Source organism: Grimontia indica, assembly GCF_000333895.2.
Taxonomy (GTDB): domain Bacteria; phylum Pseudomonadota; class Gammaproteobacteria; order Enterobacterales; family Vibrionaceae; genus Enterovibrio; species Enterovibrio indicus.
Genome location: NZ_ANFM02000012.1, coordinates 21,090 through 38,491 on the forward strand (window position 1 = coordinate 21,090; position 17,402 = coordinate 38,491).

Below are 17,402 nucleotides of genomic sequence, written 5' to 3' on the forward strand. Positions count from 1 at the left end.
AGAAACCATGGCAGATCTTCAACTTTATCTCGCGTCTGCCTCACCTCGAAGAAAGGCGCTGCTGGAACAACTCTCTGTCCAGTTTGAGATTTTACGTGTTGACGTTGAAGAACAGCGCCAGCCTCATGAACAAGCGGCGGACTATGTCCGCCGTTTATCCCTCGATAAGGCAAAAGCCGGCGTCAATGTCGCGCCTGTTGACCTGCCAGTGCTGGGCTCAGACACCATCGTTGTCTGTGACGGTAAAGTAATGGAAAAACCCGCAGACCTAGATGCGTCGCTAACCATGCTGCGCCAGCTGTCTGATCGCCAACATCAGGTGATGACGGCTGTGACGTTGGCAGATCGGAACCATTCCCTGACCACTCTGGTCACAACTAATGTATGGTTTAAACCCCTGAGTGACGAAGAAATCGAAACCTACTGGCATAGCGGCGAACCTTGCGACAAAGCAGGAAGCTATGCGATTCAGGGGCTTGGCGGCCGGTTCGTGACCCGAATTGACGGCAGTTATCATGCTGTGGTCGGTCTGCCACTTTACGAAACAGATACTCTGTTAAAAGAATTCCAAAAATTAAGCGGTAAAAACCTATGAACGCAGAGTTATTGATTAACGTGACGCCTTCAGAAACCCGTGTCGCCATGATTGAGGCGGGTAATCTGCAGGAAGTGCATATTGAGCGCGAAGCGAAGCGCGGCATTGTTGGCAACATCTATAAAGGCAAAGTGAGCCGTGTACTGCCAGGTATGCAGGCGGCTTTCGTCGATATTGGTCTTGATAAAGCAGCATTCCTGCACGCCTCTGACATTGTTCCTCACACTGAATGTGTGGCTGAAAACGAAAAGCAGCAATTTCAGGTACGCGATATTTCTGAGCTGGTTCGCCAGGGGCAGGATATTGTGGTGCAGGTGGTGAAAGACCCGCTGGGTACCAAAGGCGCGCGCCTGACTACGGACATCACCTTACCTTCCCGCTACTTGGTGTTTATGCCAGGCGCAGCACATGTGGGCGTGTCTCAGCGCATTGAAAGTGAAGAAGAGCGCGAGCGCCTGAAGAATATCGTGTCTGACTACTGTGATGACCTAGGCGGCTTTATTATCCGCACCGCGGCAGAAGGCGCGTCTGATCAGGAGATGGCTCAGGATGCGGCTTTTCTAAAACGTCTTTGGAACAAGGTGCTGGAGCGTCGTGCCAAGCGTCCTTCCAAGTCGATGCTTTATGGTGAATTGGGTTTGGCCCAGCGTATTTTGCGTGATTTTGTCGGTACTGAGCTCAACATTATCCGTGTCGATTCCCGTACGGCAATGGAAGCGCTTCGGGAGTTTACTGAAGAGTTTGTGCCAGAACTGTCTGACAAACTTGAGCTCTACACCGGCGAGCAGCCCATCTTCGATATGTATGACACCGAGAATGAAATTCAGCGCTCACTTGATCGTAAAGTGGAGCTGAAATCTGGTGGCTACCTGATTATCGACCAAACCGAAGCCATGACCACGGTGGATATCAACACCGGCGCGTTTGTGGGTCGACGTAACCTTGAAGAGACCATCTTCAACACCAACACTGAAGCTACCCGTGCCATCGCGCGACAACTTCGCCTTCGTAACCTCGGCGGCATTATCATCATCGACTTTATCGATATGAGCTCGGAAGAACACCGCCAGCGTGTATTGCAGTCACTTGAGCAGGCGTTGTCGAAAGATCGTGTGAAAACCAATATCAATGGCTTCACTCAACTTGGTTTGGTGGAGATGACCCGTAAGCGCACGCGCGAAAGCATTGAGCACGTATTGTGTGGCCAATGTCCAACCTGTGAAGGTCGTGGTTCAGTGAAGACGGTGGAAACGGTTTGCTACGAAATTTTACGCGAAATTACCCGGGTGAACCGTGCGTATGATGCCGACAAGTTTGTGGTGTATGCGTCACCGTCTGTGGGCGAAGCGCTGGAAGGTGAAGAATCACACGCAGTAGCGGAGCTTGAAGTCTTCATTGGTAAACAAGTAAAAGTGCATGTAGAGCCGCTGTATACCCAAGAGCAGTTTGATGTAGTGATGATGTAAGCGAGACCGTTCTTTTCATGGCGAAATTTGCTCAACGCTTAGCAGTGACGGTGAAATGGCTACTCGTTGTTTTACTGGTTAGTGCTGCGGTATTTACCGCGGCCATGCGTGTTGTATTGCCCAACTTGGATGCGGCTAAAGCGCCGATACAGCGTTGGGCAAGTGATACCTCTGGCTTTACCATCGACTTTTCTACCTTCAAAGGGCACTGGCGTTATCTGGTGCCTTCTTTGTCTTTGCACGATCTGACACTTTCTACTGAAACTTCCCATCTGGAAATTCTGACGGCTGAAAGCATCGACATGCAGTTCGATCTTTGGGCGACATTACAGCGCCGGGAGCCGACGTTCTCTAACGTGACGATCACCGGGCTTAACGTCGATCTCACTCAACTTCCAGAGCGTGACAACAAAAGTAATGAGAGTCTGAAATCTCAGCTGGAGCGTCTGTTTCTGGTCGGGCTGGGTCAGTTTGCTATTCACGACGCCAAAGTGACCCTGCTGTCGCCGTCTGAAGAGCGCAAAACCATTGATATTAACTCCCTGCTTTGGGACAACCGCACAGGGACTCACCATGTTCAAGGTGTGGTGAGTGTTCAGGGGACATCACTCAATAAGCTTTATGTTCAAGGGGTGTTTACTGAAAACAACGGGCTAGGTTCACTCGATGGTGAGTTTTACGTTAAGGCGGACGATGTCTCGCTGAAAAGCTGGATCAGCAAATTCGTTAACCCAGACGTATCGCTGGCGATGGCAAAAGTCGGCGGTGAAGCCTGGCTGACAGTAGAAAAAGGCGAAGCCCGTTCTGCACTTATCAGTGTGAATAACAGTGATATCGCGTGGTTCCCGAATGCTCCAGCACTACAAAGCCAGGGCAGCAGTACGCAATCGGTCAATATTCAGCGCGGACAGCTTCTGGTCGAGCAATCCGGCGATGGTTGGCATATCGCCACTGATAACTTCGCGATTAAAACCGATGGCAAACTCTGGCCAGAGCCGAACCTGCGAGCAGATATCAACGATGACGCTTGGCGGGTGAACCTTGGCTACTTTGACGTGCAGTTGTTGCTCCCCCTTCGAGAGTTGGTCGCGCTGCCCAAAGGGGTGGAAAACGCCATCAATGAATTGGCGCCGAAAGGCATGGCGCAGGATATTCGCATTGAGCAACAAAAAGGCGGTGAGGTTCACTACTCTGCAGTCTTGAAAAACGTTGGCTTCAAGCATTGGACCTACTTGCCGGAAGTGCACAAACTGGATTTGACTGTGGCAGGTGTGGGTCAAAACGGCAAGGTCACGCTGGCAATGACTGACGACATCCTGCCGTATGGCGACTTCTTTCAGGCACCGCTCAACATTGAACAGGGTAATGTGGTTGGCTACTGGCAGATGCATGAAGATAGCGTGACTATCTGGTCTGACAGCGTGGCTGTGCGCTCGCCTCATCTGGATGTAGTGGGCGAGTTCCGTCTGGATATTCCGTTTGATGACCGCAGTTCCTGGCTCGCTTTCTATGCTGAAGCCAGTCTGAACAATGCTGGCCAGACATGGCGGTATTTACCCGCCTTGGCACTCGATGAAGAGCTTACCGATTACCTCTCTGCGGCGATTCGTGGAGGGCAGGCTGATCACGCCAAGCTAGTGTGGTATGGCGACTTTGAAACCTTCCCGTACCTCGAACATCAGGGCATTTTTCAGGCTTATGTGCCGCTCAAAAATGGGCAGTTCAGCTTTGATACTCAATGGCCGGCGCTGACAGATTTGGAACTGGATCTGCTGTTCCAAAACGATGCGCTGTATCTTGATGCGTCCAACGTCGGACTGATGGGGGCCCGCGGTTACGGTTTGAAAGGGGAAATCCCCTCTTTCAGCGATGACAACAGTGTGCTCTTGATTGACGCCAATATCGCCTCAAGTGGGACTGATCTGCGTGATTATATGCTGGCAACATCGCTTGTCGATTCTGTCGGTGCTGCACTGACCCATGTCCAGGTTGATGGAAAGGTGAATGGAAAGATTTCACTGAATATCCCGCTCAATGGGGATGATGTGCTGGCAAAAGGTCAGGCGTCATTGAAAAACAGCACCGTCTCCATCGTTAGCCCTGAAATGACCTTTGAGAAAGTCAGCGGCACCATCAAATTTGATAATGATGTGGTGTGGACGAAAAAGCTCAAAGCTAACTTATTGAAGCAGCCCATCAATATCGGGTTTAAAGGTGAAACAGAGTCCGATAATTATCTGGTTAACATTGATATTGATGGTAACTGGGAAGCAGACAAGCTCAAGGCTGCGTTGGATCAGCCAGATATGTCCTTCATTGAGGGGAAATCTGCATGGGACTTGAATGTTGGCATTGCACTGAAAGATGTCGGCTTTACCTATGACGTGAAGCTCGATGCCGATCTGACGACCTTAGATTTTAACTTGCCGTCTCCTCTGGATAAGCCCTCTTTCATCAAAGGTCAGGGGAGCATGAAAGCCTCTGGTGATGCGCAAAGTCTGGTAGGGCAGGTAGAGCTGCCAAACGTGAAGTATCAAGCCAATATCGATATCAGCGGCGAGCTCCCCGTAGTGACCAAAAGCCGCACTGTGATTGGTGAAGGGGAACTTTCTCTGCAGCCACTGACGGGGAATGCGGTCAGTATTGATGTGCCTGTTCTGGATCTCCATGCCTGGAAAGATGTGGTGGCAAAAGCCGAAGCTGCGCATCGTGAATCGAAAGGCTCGTTCCCTGTCGTCTTGCCCAATCCTTCACGACTTAATGTCAAAGCCGAACAGGTGAAGGCGGGGGAGTTGGTATTCAATAACTTCTCGATGGCGGCGCGTAAGAAAAGCGACGGCTTCCATGTCTTGGTAGGGAGTGAAGAGTTAGCGGGTGACGCATGGTGGGATGAAGATAAATTTCTCACTGTCTCTATCGAGCACTTATTCCTCAATATCGACCTAGATAAAGAGCAACCGGAAGAAGAGCGTGAACGCAAAGGTACCCGGTTAGCCAATGATGTCGACCGCGCTCTGATGCATTATATCCCTTCAACCGATTTGACAGTGAAAGAGCTCTGGCTGCAGGGATATCGTGTCGGCAAAGTTGAAACCCAGCTGCTTAAGCGCGGTCAAACCATCACCATGCCGAAGTTTTCCATCGACAGCGGTGGTACCCGTATTCGTGCCAATGGTGATTGGTCCATCTCAGAAAAAGGGTTTAACCATTCTGAATTGAGTTTCGATGTGTCCGCGAAAAACAGTAGCGATCTGATGGGACGCTTTGCCGTGACTGGCGGTATTCAGGACGCGACAGTGAAAACCTCTGGCGAACTCAGCTTTGACGGTGCGCCATGGTCGGTGAATGTTGAGACTCTGGACGGCATGCTCGAAACCAAAATCGAGGATGGTTACATCAGCGGTGTGGGTGGCGCAGGCCGATTGCTTGGTCTGTTCAGCCTGGATTCCATCTTGCGGAAAATGCAGCTCGACTTTACCGGTGTGTTTGAGGACGGTCTTGCTTTTGATGAGATCAGCGGCAGTGCCTCAATCACTAACGGGGTGATTGTCACGGATAATATCCAGATGAATGCGCTCGCAGGTGATATGTTTATTAGAGGGATAGCAAATCTTGCGAAAAATCAGGTTAATGCGGACGTCAGATTCGTGCCTGATTTGACCTCCGGGATTCCGGTTTTAACCGCATTTGCTGTCACCCCTCAAACCGCACTCTATGTATTGGCAGTCACCACAGTACTTTCGCCGGTCGTAGACGCGTTCACACAGGTTCGATATCAGGTAACCGGGGCCATTGATGATCCCGTCGTCAGGGAAGTTTCGCGCAGTACAGGCGAAGTGACGTTACCTGAGCAGGCCACCAAGCGCTTGCGGGAACAGCAGAAGGAGCAATGAGTAATGACCAAATTTGGCGTCGTACAAATGAATTCAGGGATGGATCCCGAAGTAAACCTGGAAGTGCTGGAGGGCCAGCTGAAGCATCTGAAAACGCAAGGTGCGCGACTGGTACTGACACCGGAAAACTGTCTGGTGTTTGGCACCAAAGAAGATTATGACAAGCACGCTGAAGTGCTGGGTCATGGGCCGTTGCAAAAGAAGCTTTCCCAGTTGGCGTTTGAACTCGGTATTTGGCTGGTCATGGGGTCGTTCCCCATTCGTAATAACGATGGCACCTTGAGCACCACTTGTCTGGTGTACGATGCTGCGGGTAACCTTCGTGCTTCTTATGAGAAGCTGCACATGTTCGATGTCGACATTGCCGACAATCACCGCAGTTACCGTGAGTCTGATACTTTCAAGTCCGGCGACAACTTGGTATTGGTCGACACTCCGTTTGGCACGCTTGGGCTTTCTATCTGCTACGACGTGCGTTTCCCGCAGCTTTATTCAGCGCTTCGCCAGCGCGGTGCAGACATTATTATCGTCCCAGCCGCATTTACGAAAGTCACGGGTGCGGCGCATTGGGAAGTGTTGCTGAGAGCCCGCGCGATTGAAACCCAATGCTGGGTGTTAGCCGCAGCGCAATGTGGCAGTCACCAAGGCGGGCGTGAAACTTACGGCCATTCGATGATTGTTGACCCTTGGGGGCAGGTGGTCACTACCCTTAATGAGCAGATTGGCACGGCATGGGCTGATGTCGATTTGGCGTCTAACAGTGCAATCCGGAGCAAAATGCCTGTCATGCAGCATGCCCGGTTGCAATGCGCGATGAAATAGCGCAGTCTCGAACCCATATCTCTCCCGCAATACACCTTATTGCGGGACATTCCTTTTTTAGCGCTAAAGAGCAGTTTATTCATGAGCCTGGAACACGTGGAAGAAACCATGCTGCACCTTTCCGGTGTCAGTAAAAGTCAATTAAGCCAAACGCTTGAGCATTTGGCGGCAAGAAACATCGACTATGGTGATGTTTACTTCCAGTCGTGCTGGCACGAATCGCTGGTGCTTGAAGATTCGATCATCAAAGACGGCTCATTCAACATTGATCGTGGTGTTGGCGTCCGAGCTATCACCGGCGAGAAAACCGGTTTTGCTTATTCAGACCAGATCAATGCCGATGCTTTGATGCAAAGCGCGACCGCGGCACGTGGAATCGCAGACAAAGGCGGAAAGCTAAAAGTGTCTGCGTTTGCTTCACGCCAATACCCAATGATCTATCAGGCGATTGACCCGCTGAAGAGCATGTCCAAAGAGGAGAAAATCGCACTGCTGAAAGAAGTCGATGCTTATGTCCGCGCCAAAGAACCTTTGGTGCAGGAAGTATCTGTCAGCATTGTGGGCGTGTATGAGCAGGTATTAATTGCAGCGACAGACGGTACTTACGCAGCTGATATCCGACCGCTGGTCCGTTTTTCTGTCAGCGTACTGGTGGAAAAAGACGGCCGCCGTGAGCGCGGCTCTGCCGGTGGTGGTGGTCGCTTTGCCTATACCTACTTCACCTCAGAAGAAGACGGTAAAACCGTTGCGATGAACTATGCCGATGAAGCAGTTAGACAGGCACTGGTGAATCTTCATGCCAAAGGTGCGCCGGCTGGTACCATGCCTGTGGTACTGGGCGCAGGTTGGCCAGGCGTATTGCTACATGAAGCGGTGGGCCACGGTCTGGAAGGTGACTTTAACCGTAAAGAGTCGTCAGTGTTTACTGGCCAGATTGATGAGCAGGTGACTTCGCCGCTTTGTACCATCGTGGATGACGGCACCTTACAAGATCGCCGTGGCTCGCTGAATATTGACGATGAAGGTGTGCCGGGACAGTACAACGTGCTGATTGAAAACGGCATCCTCAAAGGTTACATGCAGGACAAACATAACGCTCACCTGATGGGTGTGGCGCCAACGGGCAATGGCCGTCGTGAGTCCTACGCACATTTGCCAATGCCACGTATGACCAACACTTACATGCTGGCCGGTGAAAGCACGCCGGAAGACATCATCAGTAGCGTGGAATATGGCCTTTATGCCCCTAACTTTGGCGGCGGTCAGGTGGATATCACCTCTGGCAAATTCGTGTTCTCTACCAGTGAAGCCTACCTCATCGAAAACGGTAAAGTGACGACGCCAGTAAAAGGCGCGACGCTTATTGGCAGTGGTATTGAAGCCATGCAGCAGGTGTCTATGGTCGGTAACGACCTGAAGCTGGACCGTGGTGTTGGCGTATGTGGTAAAGCAGGTCAAAGTGTGGCGGTTGGTGTGGGTCAGCCAACTCTTAAGCTGGATGCGATGACGGTCGGTGGCACCGAATAATTGCTGCGGATGAAATACAAAAAAGCCGGGTAACCCCGGCTTTTTTAGTCTTCAGACTCTGCTTTCAGCGTTTTCAGCATCTGGAAGATTTCGCGGTAAGCTTTTGGCGGCTTGTTGCCTTCCTGCTCTTTCTTCGCCTGACGGGCTAGTTGACGCAGTTTTTGACGGTCAGCACTTGGGTACTGTGCCACTACATCGTTAATGGCAGCATCACCTTCTGCGACGACGCGATCACGAAGCTTTTCCATTTTGTGCAGCTCAATCGACTGTTGGCTGTGCTTGTTGCGCAGCAAATCCAAAGCAGCCTGAATAGGCTCAGGATCGCGTGCGCGCATCAGTTTGCCGATAAACTGCATTTGACGGCGCTTGGCTTCTTTATCAAAGCGTTGCGCGTCAGAAATGGCTGCACGCAAATCGTCGTCCAGCGGAAACTTTGCCAATACAGAAGGTTTTAAAGCAACCAGCTCTTCGCCCAGCTTCTGCAGTTCTTCCATGTCACGTTTCATTTCGGTCTTGCTGACCCAAATGATCTCTTCTTCCTCTTCCCAAGGCTCACGTTTGTTCTTACGGCCCATAATTCTTCCCGAGGTTGTTTGACGGTTTCGATAACGGCGTATCTTATCAAGAATGTCGAATTTTGCTGGTGTTTTTTAAGCATTGCGGCCCTTTCGAGTGGTATGCTTATCAGCAACACTCATTAATTTAAGACCTTATGGACGTGAAACAACAGGTTGCTCAGCAACGTACTGAGCTGGAAGCGGCGGTGACCCGTGCGCTGGAGTTGGCGGGCAAGAAAGCGGATGCGGCAGAGGTAGCAATCACCAAAACCACGGGCATCAGTGTATCGACCCGCATGTGCGAAGTGGAAAACGTCGAGTTCAACAGCGATGGCGCGCTGGGTATTACTGTTTATCGCGGCAACCGTAAGGGCAGTGCTTCTACCTCTGATTTATCTGAAAAGGCGATAGCTCAAACCGTTGAAGCGGCTTTAGATATCGCCAACTATACCTCGGAAGACCCGTTCTCAGGCCCTGGCCCGAAAGAGCTGATGGCGTTTGATTATCCGGATCTGGATCTGTTCCACCCGGATGAGCCAGAGCCGGATCATGCTGCAGAAAAAGCGATTGCTGCTGAGCGTGCTGCGCTGGATCACGACAAGCGCATCAAATTCAGCGATGGTGCGAGCTATGACAGCCACTACGGTGTGCGCGTCTATGGCAACAGCCATGGCATGCTGGGTAGCTATGCCTCCAGTCGTCACAGCATCAGCTGCAGCGTGATTGCGGAAGACAGCAAAGGTATGGAGCGTGATTACAGCTATACCGTTTCCCGTGACAAAGATGAACTATGGGCGCCAGAAAAAGTGGGTATTGAGGCAGCTAAGCGCACTCTCTCCCGCATGGAACCGCGCCGCTTGGCAACAGGGCAGTTCCCGGTGATGTTTGCTGCGGATGTGGCAACCGGCTTGCTTGGTCATTTGGTAATGGGGATCAGCGGTTCCAATCTCTACCGCAAATCTTCCTTCCTGTTGGATAAGCTGGGTCATCAGATCCTGCCTGATTGGTTTGAGATCAACGAGCGTCCACACATTTTGAAAGGTATGGCGAGTGCACCGTTTGACAGCGAAGGTCTGGTGACTCGTGATCTCGATATTATTAAAGGCGGTGAGCTGCAAACCTATCTGGCAACCAGCTATGCGGCCCGTAAGCTGAACATGCAGCCGACAGGCCACGCTGGTGGTATTCACAACTGGTTTGTGAAAAACACTGGCCAGTCATTTGAGCAAATGCTGAAAGAACTGGGTACCGGCCTTATGGTGACCGAGTTGATGGGGCAAGGTGTGAATATCGTGACTGGCGATTACTCACGTGGTGCAGCGGGCTTCTGGGTCGAGAATGGTGAAATCCAATATCCGGTCAGTGAAATCACGATCGCAGGTAATCTGGCGGATATGTACAAGCAGATTGTGGCAGTGGGTGCAGATACGGAGTTCCGAAGTCAAATCCAGACCGGCTCAATCCTGATTGAATCAATGAAAGTCGGCGGCGAGTAAGCGCATCGCTGAACATGCTGAGAGAATAAAGCCACCTTAGTCCGGTGGCTTTTTTGTTGGTTAATAGCCAATGATATAGCGGGACTTCACTTTGCCTGTCAGGAGTTTGTTCAAGGCAATGGCAATCAACATGCTTAGGGTGATGACAGCACAACATGTGACCAGATAGTACGGAATATTCGTTGATTCCGGGTGATTCAGGAATGGTAGCCTTTTAATGGTGGTCAATACCCATGGGTGGATAAAGAAAATCGCAAAGCTGGTATCGGATATCAGGTCCGTTAATTTGGTTTTGAAAACGAAGGTTTCCAGTAAGAAATAAAGCCCAATAGATAAAAACATTTTCTGGATAAACATAATGTCCATACCAGCATATTCGAAAACACTTTTTGAGTAGCTCCCTTCGTGTCCCTGAGTATATTGGTAAAATGCCAATAAAACGGCAACGGTGAGAAGAGCCAGTGATTTCATACCACAGTTTTTATTGATTTCTTCACGGTAAAGTGAAATGTAGATACCAGCTAAGTAAAATGGCGTGAAGTAAACCAACATCTGTATAGGGTTAATGTTCTCATAAGAGCGGTGTAGAAAAATGGAAACAACAGAGAATAAGGCAATGATTATGATTTGAGTGCGTCGGGATAGCTCAATAAATTTAAAATGAAGTGGAGAAACGAGAAATAAAAGAATAGCAAATGGAATATACCAATAAGCAGTCAGCATTCTTCCTGTTAGGTAATATTTAATGGTCGTCGAAAATGCGCTGTCATCTGGAGAGAAAAATACAATTCTGTAGTAGTCCGCATCAGGGGCGAAGAAGCCTGACTTGATGACATAAACCAGTGGTATAGCGAGCGAAGTAAGAATGAGATATGGGACGATAATTCTTTCAAACTTCCCTTTCATAAATGATCTGTACTGATATCTCTTATAGAAGATATGATGAAACATGTAACCAGAGATAAAAACAAAAAGTGCGGTACCACCAGTTAATATATTTTTAATGACTGAGAGCAATCCAGTCGTGTCTTCAAAACCATAAACATAAGCATGACTCATCACAATCGCGATGATTGCAACAGCCCTATAGTTGTGGATGGATTGTAAGAACATAATAAACTCCTTCTCCAGCACTAGGGCTGGATACTTCACTTTTGATAAGTTATTAATGGAGCCTAATTTTTAATTGTTCGTAAAAAATAAACAGCATGAACTTTTTGCAGTTTTAAAATTAAAAAAGTGTATAAGTTTTATTTATGGGGAGAGCTTCATTTATTTAGAGATGAGTTGGTTAAACTTGTGACAAAAAACCTCCCGAAGGAGGTCTTTGTGAACAAACTGTTGCAACTTAAACAAGGAACAGCGTTGCCAGTCCTAAAAATACTGAGAGTCCAACCATATCTGTGATGGTCGTCAGTGCCATTCCTCCAGCGAGTGCTGGGTCGACTTTCATCTTCTTGAGCAATATCGGGACGGTCACACCTGCGACACCCGCAACCACTAGATTGGTCAACATGGCAGCAGCAATGATACCACCCAGCATCAAGTTACCTTTCCAAAGCACGACCACTCCGCCGATGATACAGGCCCAGAGCACACCATTTAGAAGGCCAACCAAAGCTTCTTTGTTTAGAAGCCACCGGGTATTGGAATCACCAATGTGACCAACAGCGAGACCTCGGATAACCAAGGCGACTGTTTGGTTACCGGCAACACCGCCCATGGAAGGAACGATAGTCATTAAGACCGCAATGGCTGCCATCTGATCGAGAGTGTTTTCGAAAAGGTTAGAGACAGAGGCAGCAGCAAGCGCAGCAAGCACGTTAGCGCCCAACCAAATGCTTCGGCTGCGGGCAGATTTCAATACAGGAGCGAAGGTGTCTTCTTCGTCATCCAGACCCGCCATACTCATCATTGAGTGCTCCGCATCTTCACGAATGATGTCTACCACGTCATCGATGGTGATACGGCCAACGAGTTGGTGGTTTTCATCAACAACCGGAGCAGATACCCAGTTACGTCGCTCGAAAAGGCTGGCAACATCGCTGTCACTCATGTCGACGGGAATCGCATCATCCACGTCTTCCATTACTTCCAGCACTTCAGTGTCGGGCTGTGAGGTGAGCAATGTGGTGATAGGCAGTTCACCGATCAGGCGGCTGTTCTCATCGACAACATAAAGGGCATCGGTGGCTTCCGGCAGCTCACCGCGCATACGCAGATAGCGCAATACGACGTCAACGGTGACATCCGAGCGGATGGTCACCACGTCGATGTTCATCATCCCGCCGGCGGTTTCTTCCGGATAAGCGAGCGCCTGTTCAACGCGTGCTCGGTCCTGCGCGTCCATCTGTGAAAGGACGTCCTGAGAGACGTTATCGGGCAGGCTTCGAAGCAGGTAAGCCACATCATCGGTATCCATGCCTTCCGTCGCAGCGGCAAGCTGCTCAGGCTGCATTCGCACCATGATGCCGTCTTTCACATCCTCAGAAAGCTCTTCGAGGATCTCGCCTTGCTCTTCAGGATCGGTCAACTGCCAAAGAACCAGACGGCTCTTCGGTGGAGATGCTTCCAGTAGGTGCGCAATATCCTCGGGTTCCATGTCTTCGAGCATGCGACGGACATGAACAAACATGCCGTTTTCGAGGGCGCGACTTACTTCCTGCAGCGTTTGGTGCGTTTGGCTAGGTTGTTCTACTTCGTAATTCTCTGCCATGGGAGTGTCCGTATGACGGCGGGTGACGCAATGACATGAATATTAACGCAAACAACCAAAGCTGTCTTTGGCGTTTAAGAAGGAAAAGAGTGGGAAATGAGAAAATGTTTCTGTGGGAACGAAGGAGAAGGGTTAGTTCTCCTCGTCAAAGCCTGCTTCAATGAGCGCAGTAATGGCATCAAAAGCCTGCTGCGCTTCGGAACCCTCTGCTGAAACTGTGATTTGTTCGCCCTGACTGGAGTCAAGAAGAAGAATGCCCATCACGCTGTCTGCGGTGACGGTTTGTTCATCTTTGGTCAACATCACCTGTGCATCAAAGCTTTGTGCTAATTCGACCAGTTTAACTGCAGCGCGGGCATGCAGCCCTAGACGGTTGCGGATCAATACGTCCTTGCTGAGTTGACTCATACTTGTCCTTCGAGAGTGCGGTGGCGGACTTGAACCTGATGGCCTGTCGCAGCGAAGTAATCGGCAAGGTATTGCGCGATATACACGGAACGGTGCTGACCGCCGGTACAGCCGATAGCAACCGTCAGGTAGCTGCGATTGTTGTTTTCCAGCGCGGGCAGCCAGGACTCAAGGAAGCTTTTGACTTGCGCAATCAGCATGGCGACGTCCTGCTCGCCTGCGAGGAACATTTTCACTGGTTCATCCAGTCCTGTGAGTGGTCGAAGTGCCGGTTCCCAATGCGGATTAGGTAGAAAACGAACATCGAACACATAGTCGGCATCTGATGGCAAACCGTGTTTGAAACCAAAAGACTCAAACACCATCACCAAATCACGGTTGGTGCGGCCCAGTACCAATGAGCGAACGGCTTCGCTTAAATCATGCACTGAGTGTTTGGAGGTGTTGATGACTTTGTCGGCGCGCTCTTTGAGTGGGGTCAGCAGTTGCTTTTCACGCTCAATAGCTTGCTCGAGGGAGAGGTTATCGCGGCTTAGAGGATGAAGGCGTCGGGTCTCACTGAAACGTTTAACGAGCTCTGAGTCGTCAGCATCGAGGAAGAAAATATCAATGTCGACGTCGTTTGGCAGTTTCGCCAGTGTCTGCGCAATTTCGTCAGGATCGGCTGGCATATTGCGGATATCGATACTGACAGCGATAAGGCTGTCTTGATCGTTCTGCGCGGCGATAAACTGCGGCAATAAGTTAACTGGAAGGTTATCAACGCAGTAATAGCCCAGATCCTCCAGTACGCGAAGCGCAACGGACTTTCCGGAGCCTGAACGGCCGCTGACAATTTTAAGCTGCATGATGCGCGTCCCTGAACTGCTTATCCTGTAATTATATCGTAGAGCTCTTGGTCAGAACTTGCATTGCGAAGTTGGCGGCAAACCTGCTTGTCACCGAGCTTCTGCGCAATCAATGAAAGTGTTTTGAGGTGCTCCTTACACTGGTCATCCGGTACCAGCAGGGCAAACAGCAGATCAACAGGTTGGTTGTCGATAGCATCAAACTCGATAGGCTCTGCACATTGGACCAGAACACCAACGGCATGGTCACTGTTGAAGATACGGCCATGGGGAATGGCAATTCCATTCCCTATGCCCGTACTGCCCATTTTCTCTCGGCCAAGCATACACTCGAACAGCTTTTGCGGGTTTTGATCCAATTGGCTGGCAGCCAGTTCGCTAATCACTTCAAGTGCACGTTTCTTACTTGAACAAAGGACTGCACTTTTGGTGCAGTCCAATTTGAGTACGTCTTTGAGTTCCATGATTAATGGTGATTCATCTTTTCTTTGTGTTTGGTTAACTGTTTAATCAGCTTATCGGTCAGCGAATCGATCGCCGCATACATGTTTTCTGAGTCGGCTTTTGCGTGAATTTCGCCGTTATTCACATGCAGGGTCGCTTCGGCAATCTGCTGCAGTTTTTCGACGTTAAGCACTACATGAACGTTATTGATGTGATCAAAAAAGCGCTCAAGCTTATCAAACTTGGTTGTCACGTAGTCTCGCAGAGCGTCGGTAATTTCAACGTGGTGACCGGTGAGATTGATTTGCATAAACATCTTCCTTTTGGTTGAGACGCCTAGATAAGGCGCTTGCGCTGATTGGACGGTGCAATACCCAGAGACTCACGATATTTTGCTATCGTTCGTCGCGCGACCTGGATCCCTTGCTCCGCCAGCAGTGTGGCAATCTTGCTGTCGCTGAGTGGTTTGGCCGGATTTTCAGCCGCCACCAATTTTTTCACCAGCGCGCGGATTGCCGTAGAGCTGCATTCACCGCCATTGTCTGTGCTGACATGGCTTGAGAAGAAGTACTTCAATTCAAATATGCCACGTGGTGTGTGCATATATTTCTGTGTGGTAACACGGGAGATGGTGGACTCATGCATGTCCACGGCCAGCGCGATGTCGTTCAGAACCATCGGCTTCATGGCTTCCTCGCCGTATTCGAAGAAATCCTGTTGATGCTCAACAATACAACGCGCCACTTTCAGTAGCGTTTCGTTGCGACTTTCGAGACTTTTGATCAGCCACTTGGCGTCTTGCAAATGGCTTCGGATAAATTGGCTGTCGGCAGCGCTGCAACCGTTTTTGGTGAGTGCCGCATACTGCTGGTTAACCTTCAGACGTGGCACGGCATCCGGGTTGATTTGCACCACCCACTTGCCACGGTCTTTAAACACGGAAACGTCAGGAATCACGTATTCCGCTTCATTGGTAACGATGAGGTTACCCGGACGTGGCTCCAGACTATGGATAAGACGCATCACTTCTTTGAGTTCAGGCTCGCGAAGCTTGGTGTCTTTCATTAATTGGCGATAGTCGCGGTTCGCGAGCAGATTCATGTGCTCACGAAGTACCATTCTTGCCTCTGCCAGCCAAGGCGTATCTTCGGCAAACGCAGCCAGTTGGATCAGCAAACACTCTTGAAGGGATCGGGAAGCGACACCCAGCGGGTCAAACTGCTGAACACGCTTGAGTACGGCTTCGACTTCATCGAGTTCCACTTCACCTTCTTCTGCACCAAGGCTTTCAAGAATATCTTCCGCAGAAACGGTGAGATAGCCTTTGTCGTCTACCGCATCAATAATGGCGGTGGCAATGGCGAGGTCGACTTCGGTAAATGGGGTAAGTTGGAGCTGCCAGTTGAGGTAATCGTAGAGGGTTTCGGTGGTTTCGCCTTGATAGACGGGTGTGTCATCACCGATGGAAATGCCTGTGCTGCCAGTATTGGCACTATAAAAATCATCCCAGGTGGTGTCGACAGGTAAGTCGTCATGCATTTCCTGCTGACCCATGGCATCAGAGCTGTCCATGGTGTCAGGGCCATCTGTTTCTGACTCTGACGCGGAGGCGCTGACTTTCTCTTCACCCTCAAACTCCTGCGCGCTATCGCCGTCGATATTGTTATCGGCGTTTTCGTCTTGCTCGAGGAGTGGATTAGCTTCCAGCGCTTCCTGGATCTCCTGTTGCAAATCAAGCGTCGACAGCTGAAGCAGGCGAATTGCCTGTTGCAGCTGGGGCGTCATTGCAAGTTGTTGGCCAAGCTTGAGCTGAAGCGAGGGTTTCATAGTTATACTGGCACCTTTCCTTTTATCTATTATCAGTGCATATACAGGAGCGATTCGCCAACCGTTCTCCTATAACTATAGCCTGAACTGGTCTCCGAGATAGACTCGTTTTACGTGCTCGTCGTTGAGCACTTCATCAGGTGTGCCGTGGGCAATCAAGTGCCCTTGGCTAACAATATAGGCGTGTTCACAAACACTGAGTGTCTCACGTACGTTGTGATCGGTGATTAATACCCCAAGACCGCGATCGCGGAGATGCTCAATGATCTTCTTGATATCAATGACCGAGATTGGGTCAACACCCGCAAATGGCTCATCAAGAAGAATAAACTTCGGATTAGCTGCCAATGCTCGTGCGATTTCCACGCGGCGGCGTTCACCACCAGACAGCGCCATGCCCATGCTGTTGCGGATGTGCTGGATGTTAAACTCATCCAGCAAATCTTCTGCTTTGTCCTGACGCTCTTCTTTGGTCAAATCCGAACGGGTTTGCAATACGGCCATCAGGTTATCGTAAACGCTGAGTTTGCGGAAAATAGACGCTTCTTGAGGCAGATAACCGATACCCATGCGGGAACGGTTGTGCATTGGCTGGATACTGATATCCAAATCGTCGATTTTGATAATGCCTTCATCGCGCGCAACCAGGCCAACAATCATGTAGAAAGAGGTGGTTTTACCGGCGCCGTTTGGGCCAAGCAGTCCTACGATTTCGCCGGACTTCACTTCAAGACTAACATCAGTAACAACCTTACGGCCGTTATAGCTTTTAGCGAGATTTTTAGCGGTGAGAATAGCCATGC

At 50.1% G+C, this 17,402-nt stretch carries 15 protein-coding genes; 6 read left to right on the top strand and 9 right to left on the bottom strand.

What is annotated here, in order from left to right; genetic code table 11:
* The first annotated feature begins 7 nt into the window (after nt 1-7).
* The 5 genes from D515_RS06755 (at nt 8) to tldD (ending at nt 8,303) form a co-directional block, all read left to right on the top strand.
* A complete protein-coding gene (locus D515_RS06755; RefSeq protein ID WP_002537281.1) occupies nt 8-595 on the top strand; it encodes a Maf family protein in 588 nt (195 codons plus the stop codon).
* Complete coding sequence (gene rng, locus D515_RS06760; RefSeq protein WP_002537282.1) at nt 592-2,061, top strand: ribonuclease G; 1,470 nt, start codon at nt 592-594, stop codon at nt 2,059-2,061. The genes D515_RS06755 and rng overlap by 4 nt, the downstream gene beginning before the upstream one ends.
* Before the next feature lie 17 nt (nt 2,062-2,078).
* Nucleotides 2,079-5,954, top strand: a complete 3,876-nt coding sequence (locus D515_RS06765; RefSeq protein WP_002537284.1) for a YhdP family protein — start codon at nt 2,079-2,081, stop codon at nt 5,952-5,954.
* A gap of 3 nt (nt 5,955-5,957) precedes the next feature.
* Nucleotides 5,958-6,776 (top strand): carbon-nitrogen hydrolase family protein, encoded by an 819-nt coding sequence (locus D515_RS06770; RefSeq protein ID WP_002537286.1) that lies wholly within the window; start codon nt 5,958-5,960, stop codon nt 6,774-6,776.
* 81 nt (nt 6,777-6,857) lie between these two features.
* Entirely contained in the window at nt 6,858-8,303 is a 1,446-nt protein-coding gene (gene tldD / locus D515_RS06775) for a metalloprotease TldD (protein ID WP_002537287.1), read from the top strand.
* Between the two features lie 44 nt (nt 8,304-8,347).
* Here the strand turns inward: tldD and yjgA are convergent, their stop codons facing one another.
* Nucleotides 8,348-8,878, bottom strand: a complete 531-nt coding sequence (gene yjgA, locus D515_RS06780; protein ID WP_002537289.1) for a ribosome biogenesis factor YjgA — start codon at nt 8,876-8,878, stop codon at nt 8,348-8,350.
* Between the two features lie 137 nt (nt 8,879-9,015).
* On the opposite strand from yjgA, the gene pmbA reads away from it, so the two are divergent.
* Nucleotides 9,016-10,356: a metalloprotease PmbA gene (pmbA, locus tag D515_RS06785; protein WP_002537291.1), complete on the top strand. Its 1,341-nt coding sequence runs from the start codon at nt 9,016-9,018 to the stop codon at nt 10,354-10,356.
* Between the two features lie 60 nt (nt 10,357-10,416).
* Here the strand turns inward: pmbA and D515_RS06790 are convergent, their stop codons facing one another.
* From D515_RS06790 to lptB, 8 genes are all read right to left on the bottom strand, one after another.
* A complete protein-coding gene (locus D515_RS06790; protein ID WP_002537293.1) occupies nt 10,417-11,469 on the bottom strand; it encodes an acyltransferase family protein in 1,053 nt (350 codons plus the stop codon).
* A gap of 235 nt (nt 11,470-11,704) precedes the next feature.
* Nucleotides 11,705-13,072 carry a magnesium transporter gene (gene mgtE, locus D515_RS06795; RefSeq protein ID WP_002537294.1) on the bottom strand — a complete coding sequence of 456 codons (1,368 nt, stop codon included), beginning with the start codon at nt 13,070-13,072 and terminating at the stop codon, nt 11,705-11,707.
* Between the two features lie 132 nt (nt 13,073-13,204).
* Complete coding sequence (locus tag D515_RS06800; RefSeq protein ID WP_002537296.1) at nt 13,205-13,480, bottom strand: HPr family phosphocarrier protein; 276 nt, start codon at nt 13,478-13,480, stop codon at nt 13,205-13,207.
* Entirely contained in the window at nt 13,477-14,328 is an 852-nt protein-coding gene (gene rapZ / locus D515_RS06805) for an RNase adapter RapZ (protein WP_002537298.1), read from the bottom strand. The genes D515_RS06800 and rapZ overlap by 4 nt, the downstream gene beginning before the upstream one ends.
* 20 nt (nt 14,329-14,348) lie before the next feature.
* On the bottom strand, nt 14,349-14,792 hold the full coding sequence (gene ptsN / locus D515_RS06810) for a PTS IIA-like nitrogen regulatory protein PtsN (RefSeq protein WP_002537300.1): 444 nt from the start codon (nt 14,790-14,792) through the stop codon (nt 14,349-14,351).
* A gap of 2 nt (nt 14,793-14,794) precedes the next feature.
* On the bottom strand, nt 14,795-15,082 hold the full coding sequence (gene hpf, locus D515_RS06815; RefSeq protein WP_002537302.1) for a ribosome hibernation promoting factor: 288 nt from the start codon (nt 15,080-15,082) through the stop codon (nt 14,795-14,797).
* A gap of 26 nt (nt 15,083-15,108) precedes the next feature.
* Nucleotides 15,109-16,599: an RNA polymerase factor sigma-54 gene (locus D515_RS06820; protein ID WP_002537304.1), complete on the bottom strand. Its 1,491-nt coding sequence runs from the start codon at nt 16,597-16,599 to the stop codon at nt 15,109-15,111.
* Nucleotides 16,600-16,674: 75 nt separating this feature from the next.
* Complete coding sequence (lptB, locus tag D515_RS06825; protein ID WP_002537305.1) at nt 16,675-17,400, bottom strand: LPS export ABC transporter ATP-binding protein; 726 nt, start codon at nt 17,398-17,400, stop codon at nt 16,675-16,677.
* Nucleotides 17,401-17,402 lie beyond the last annotated feature (2 nt).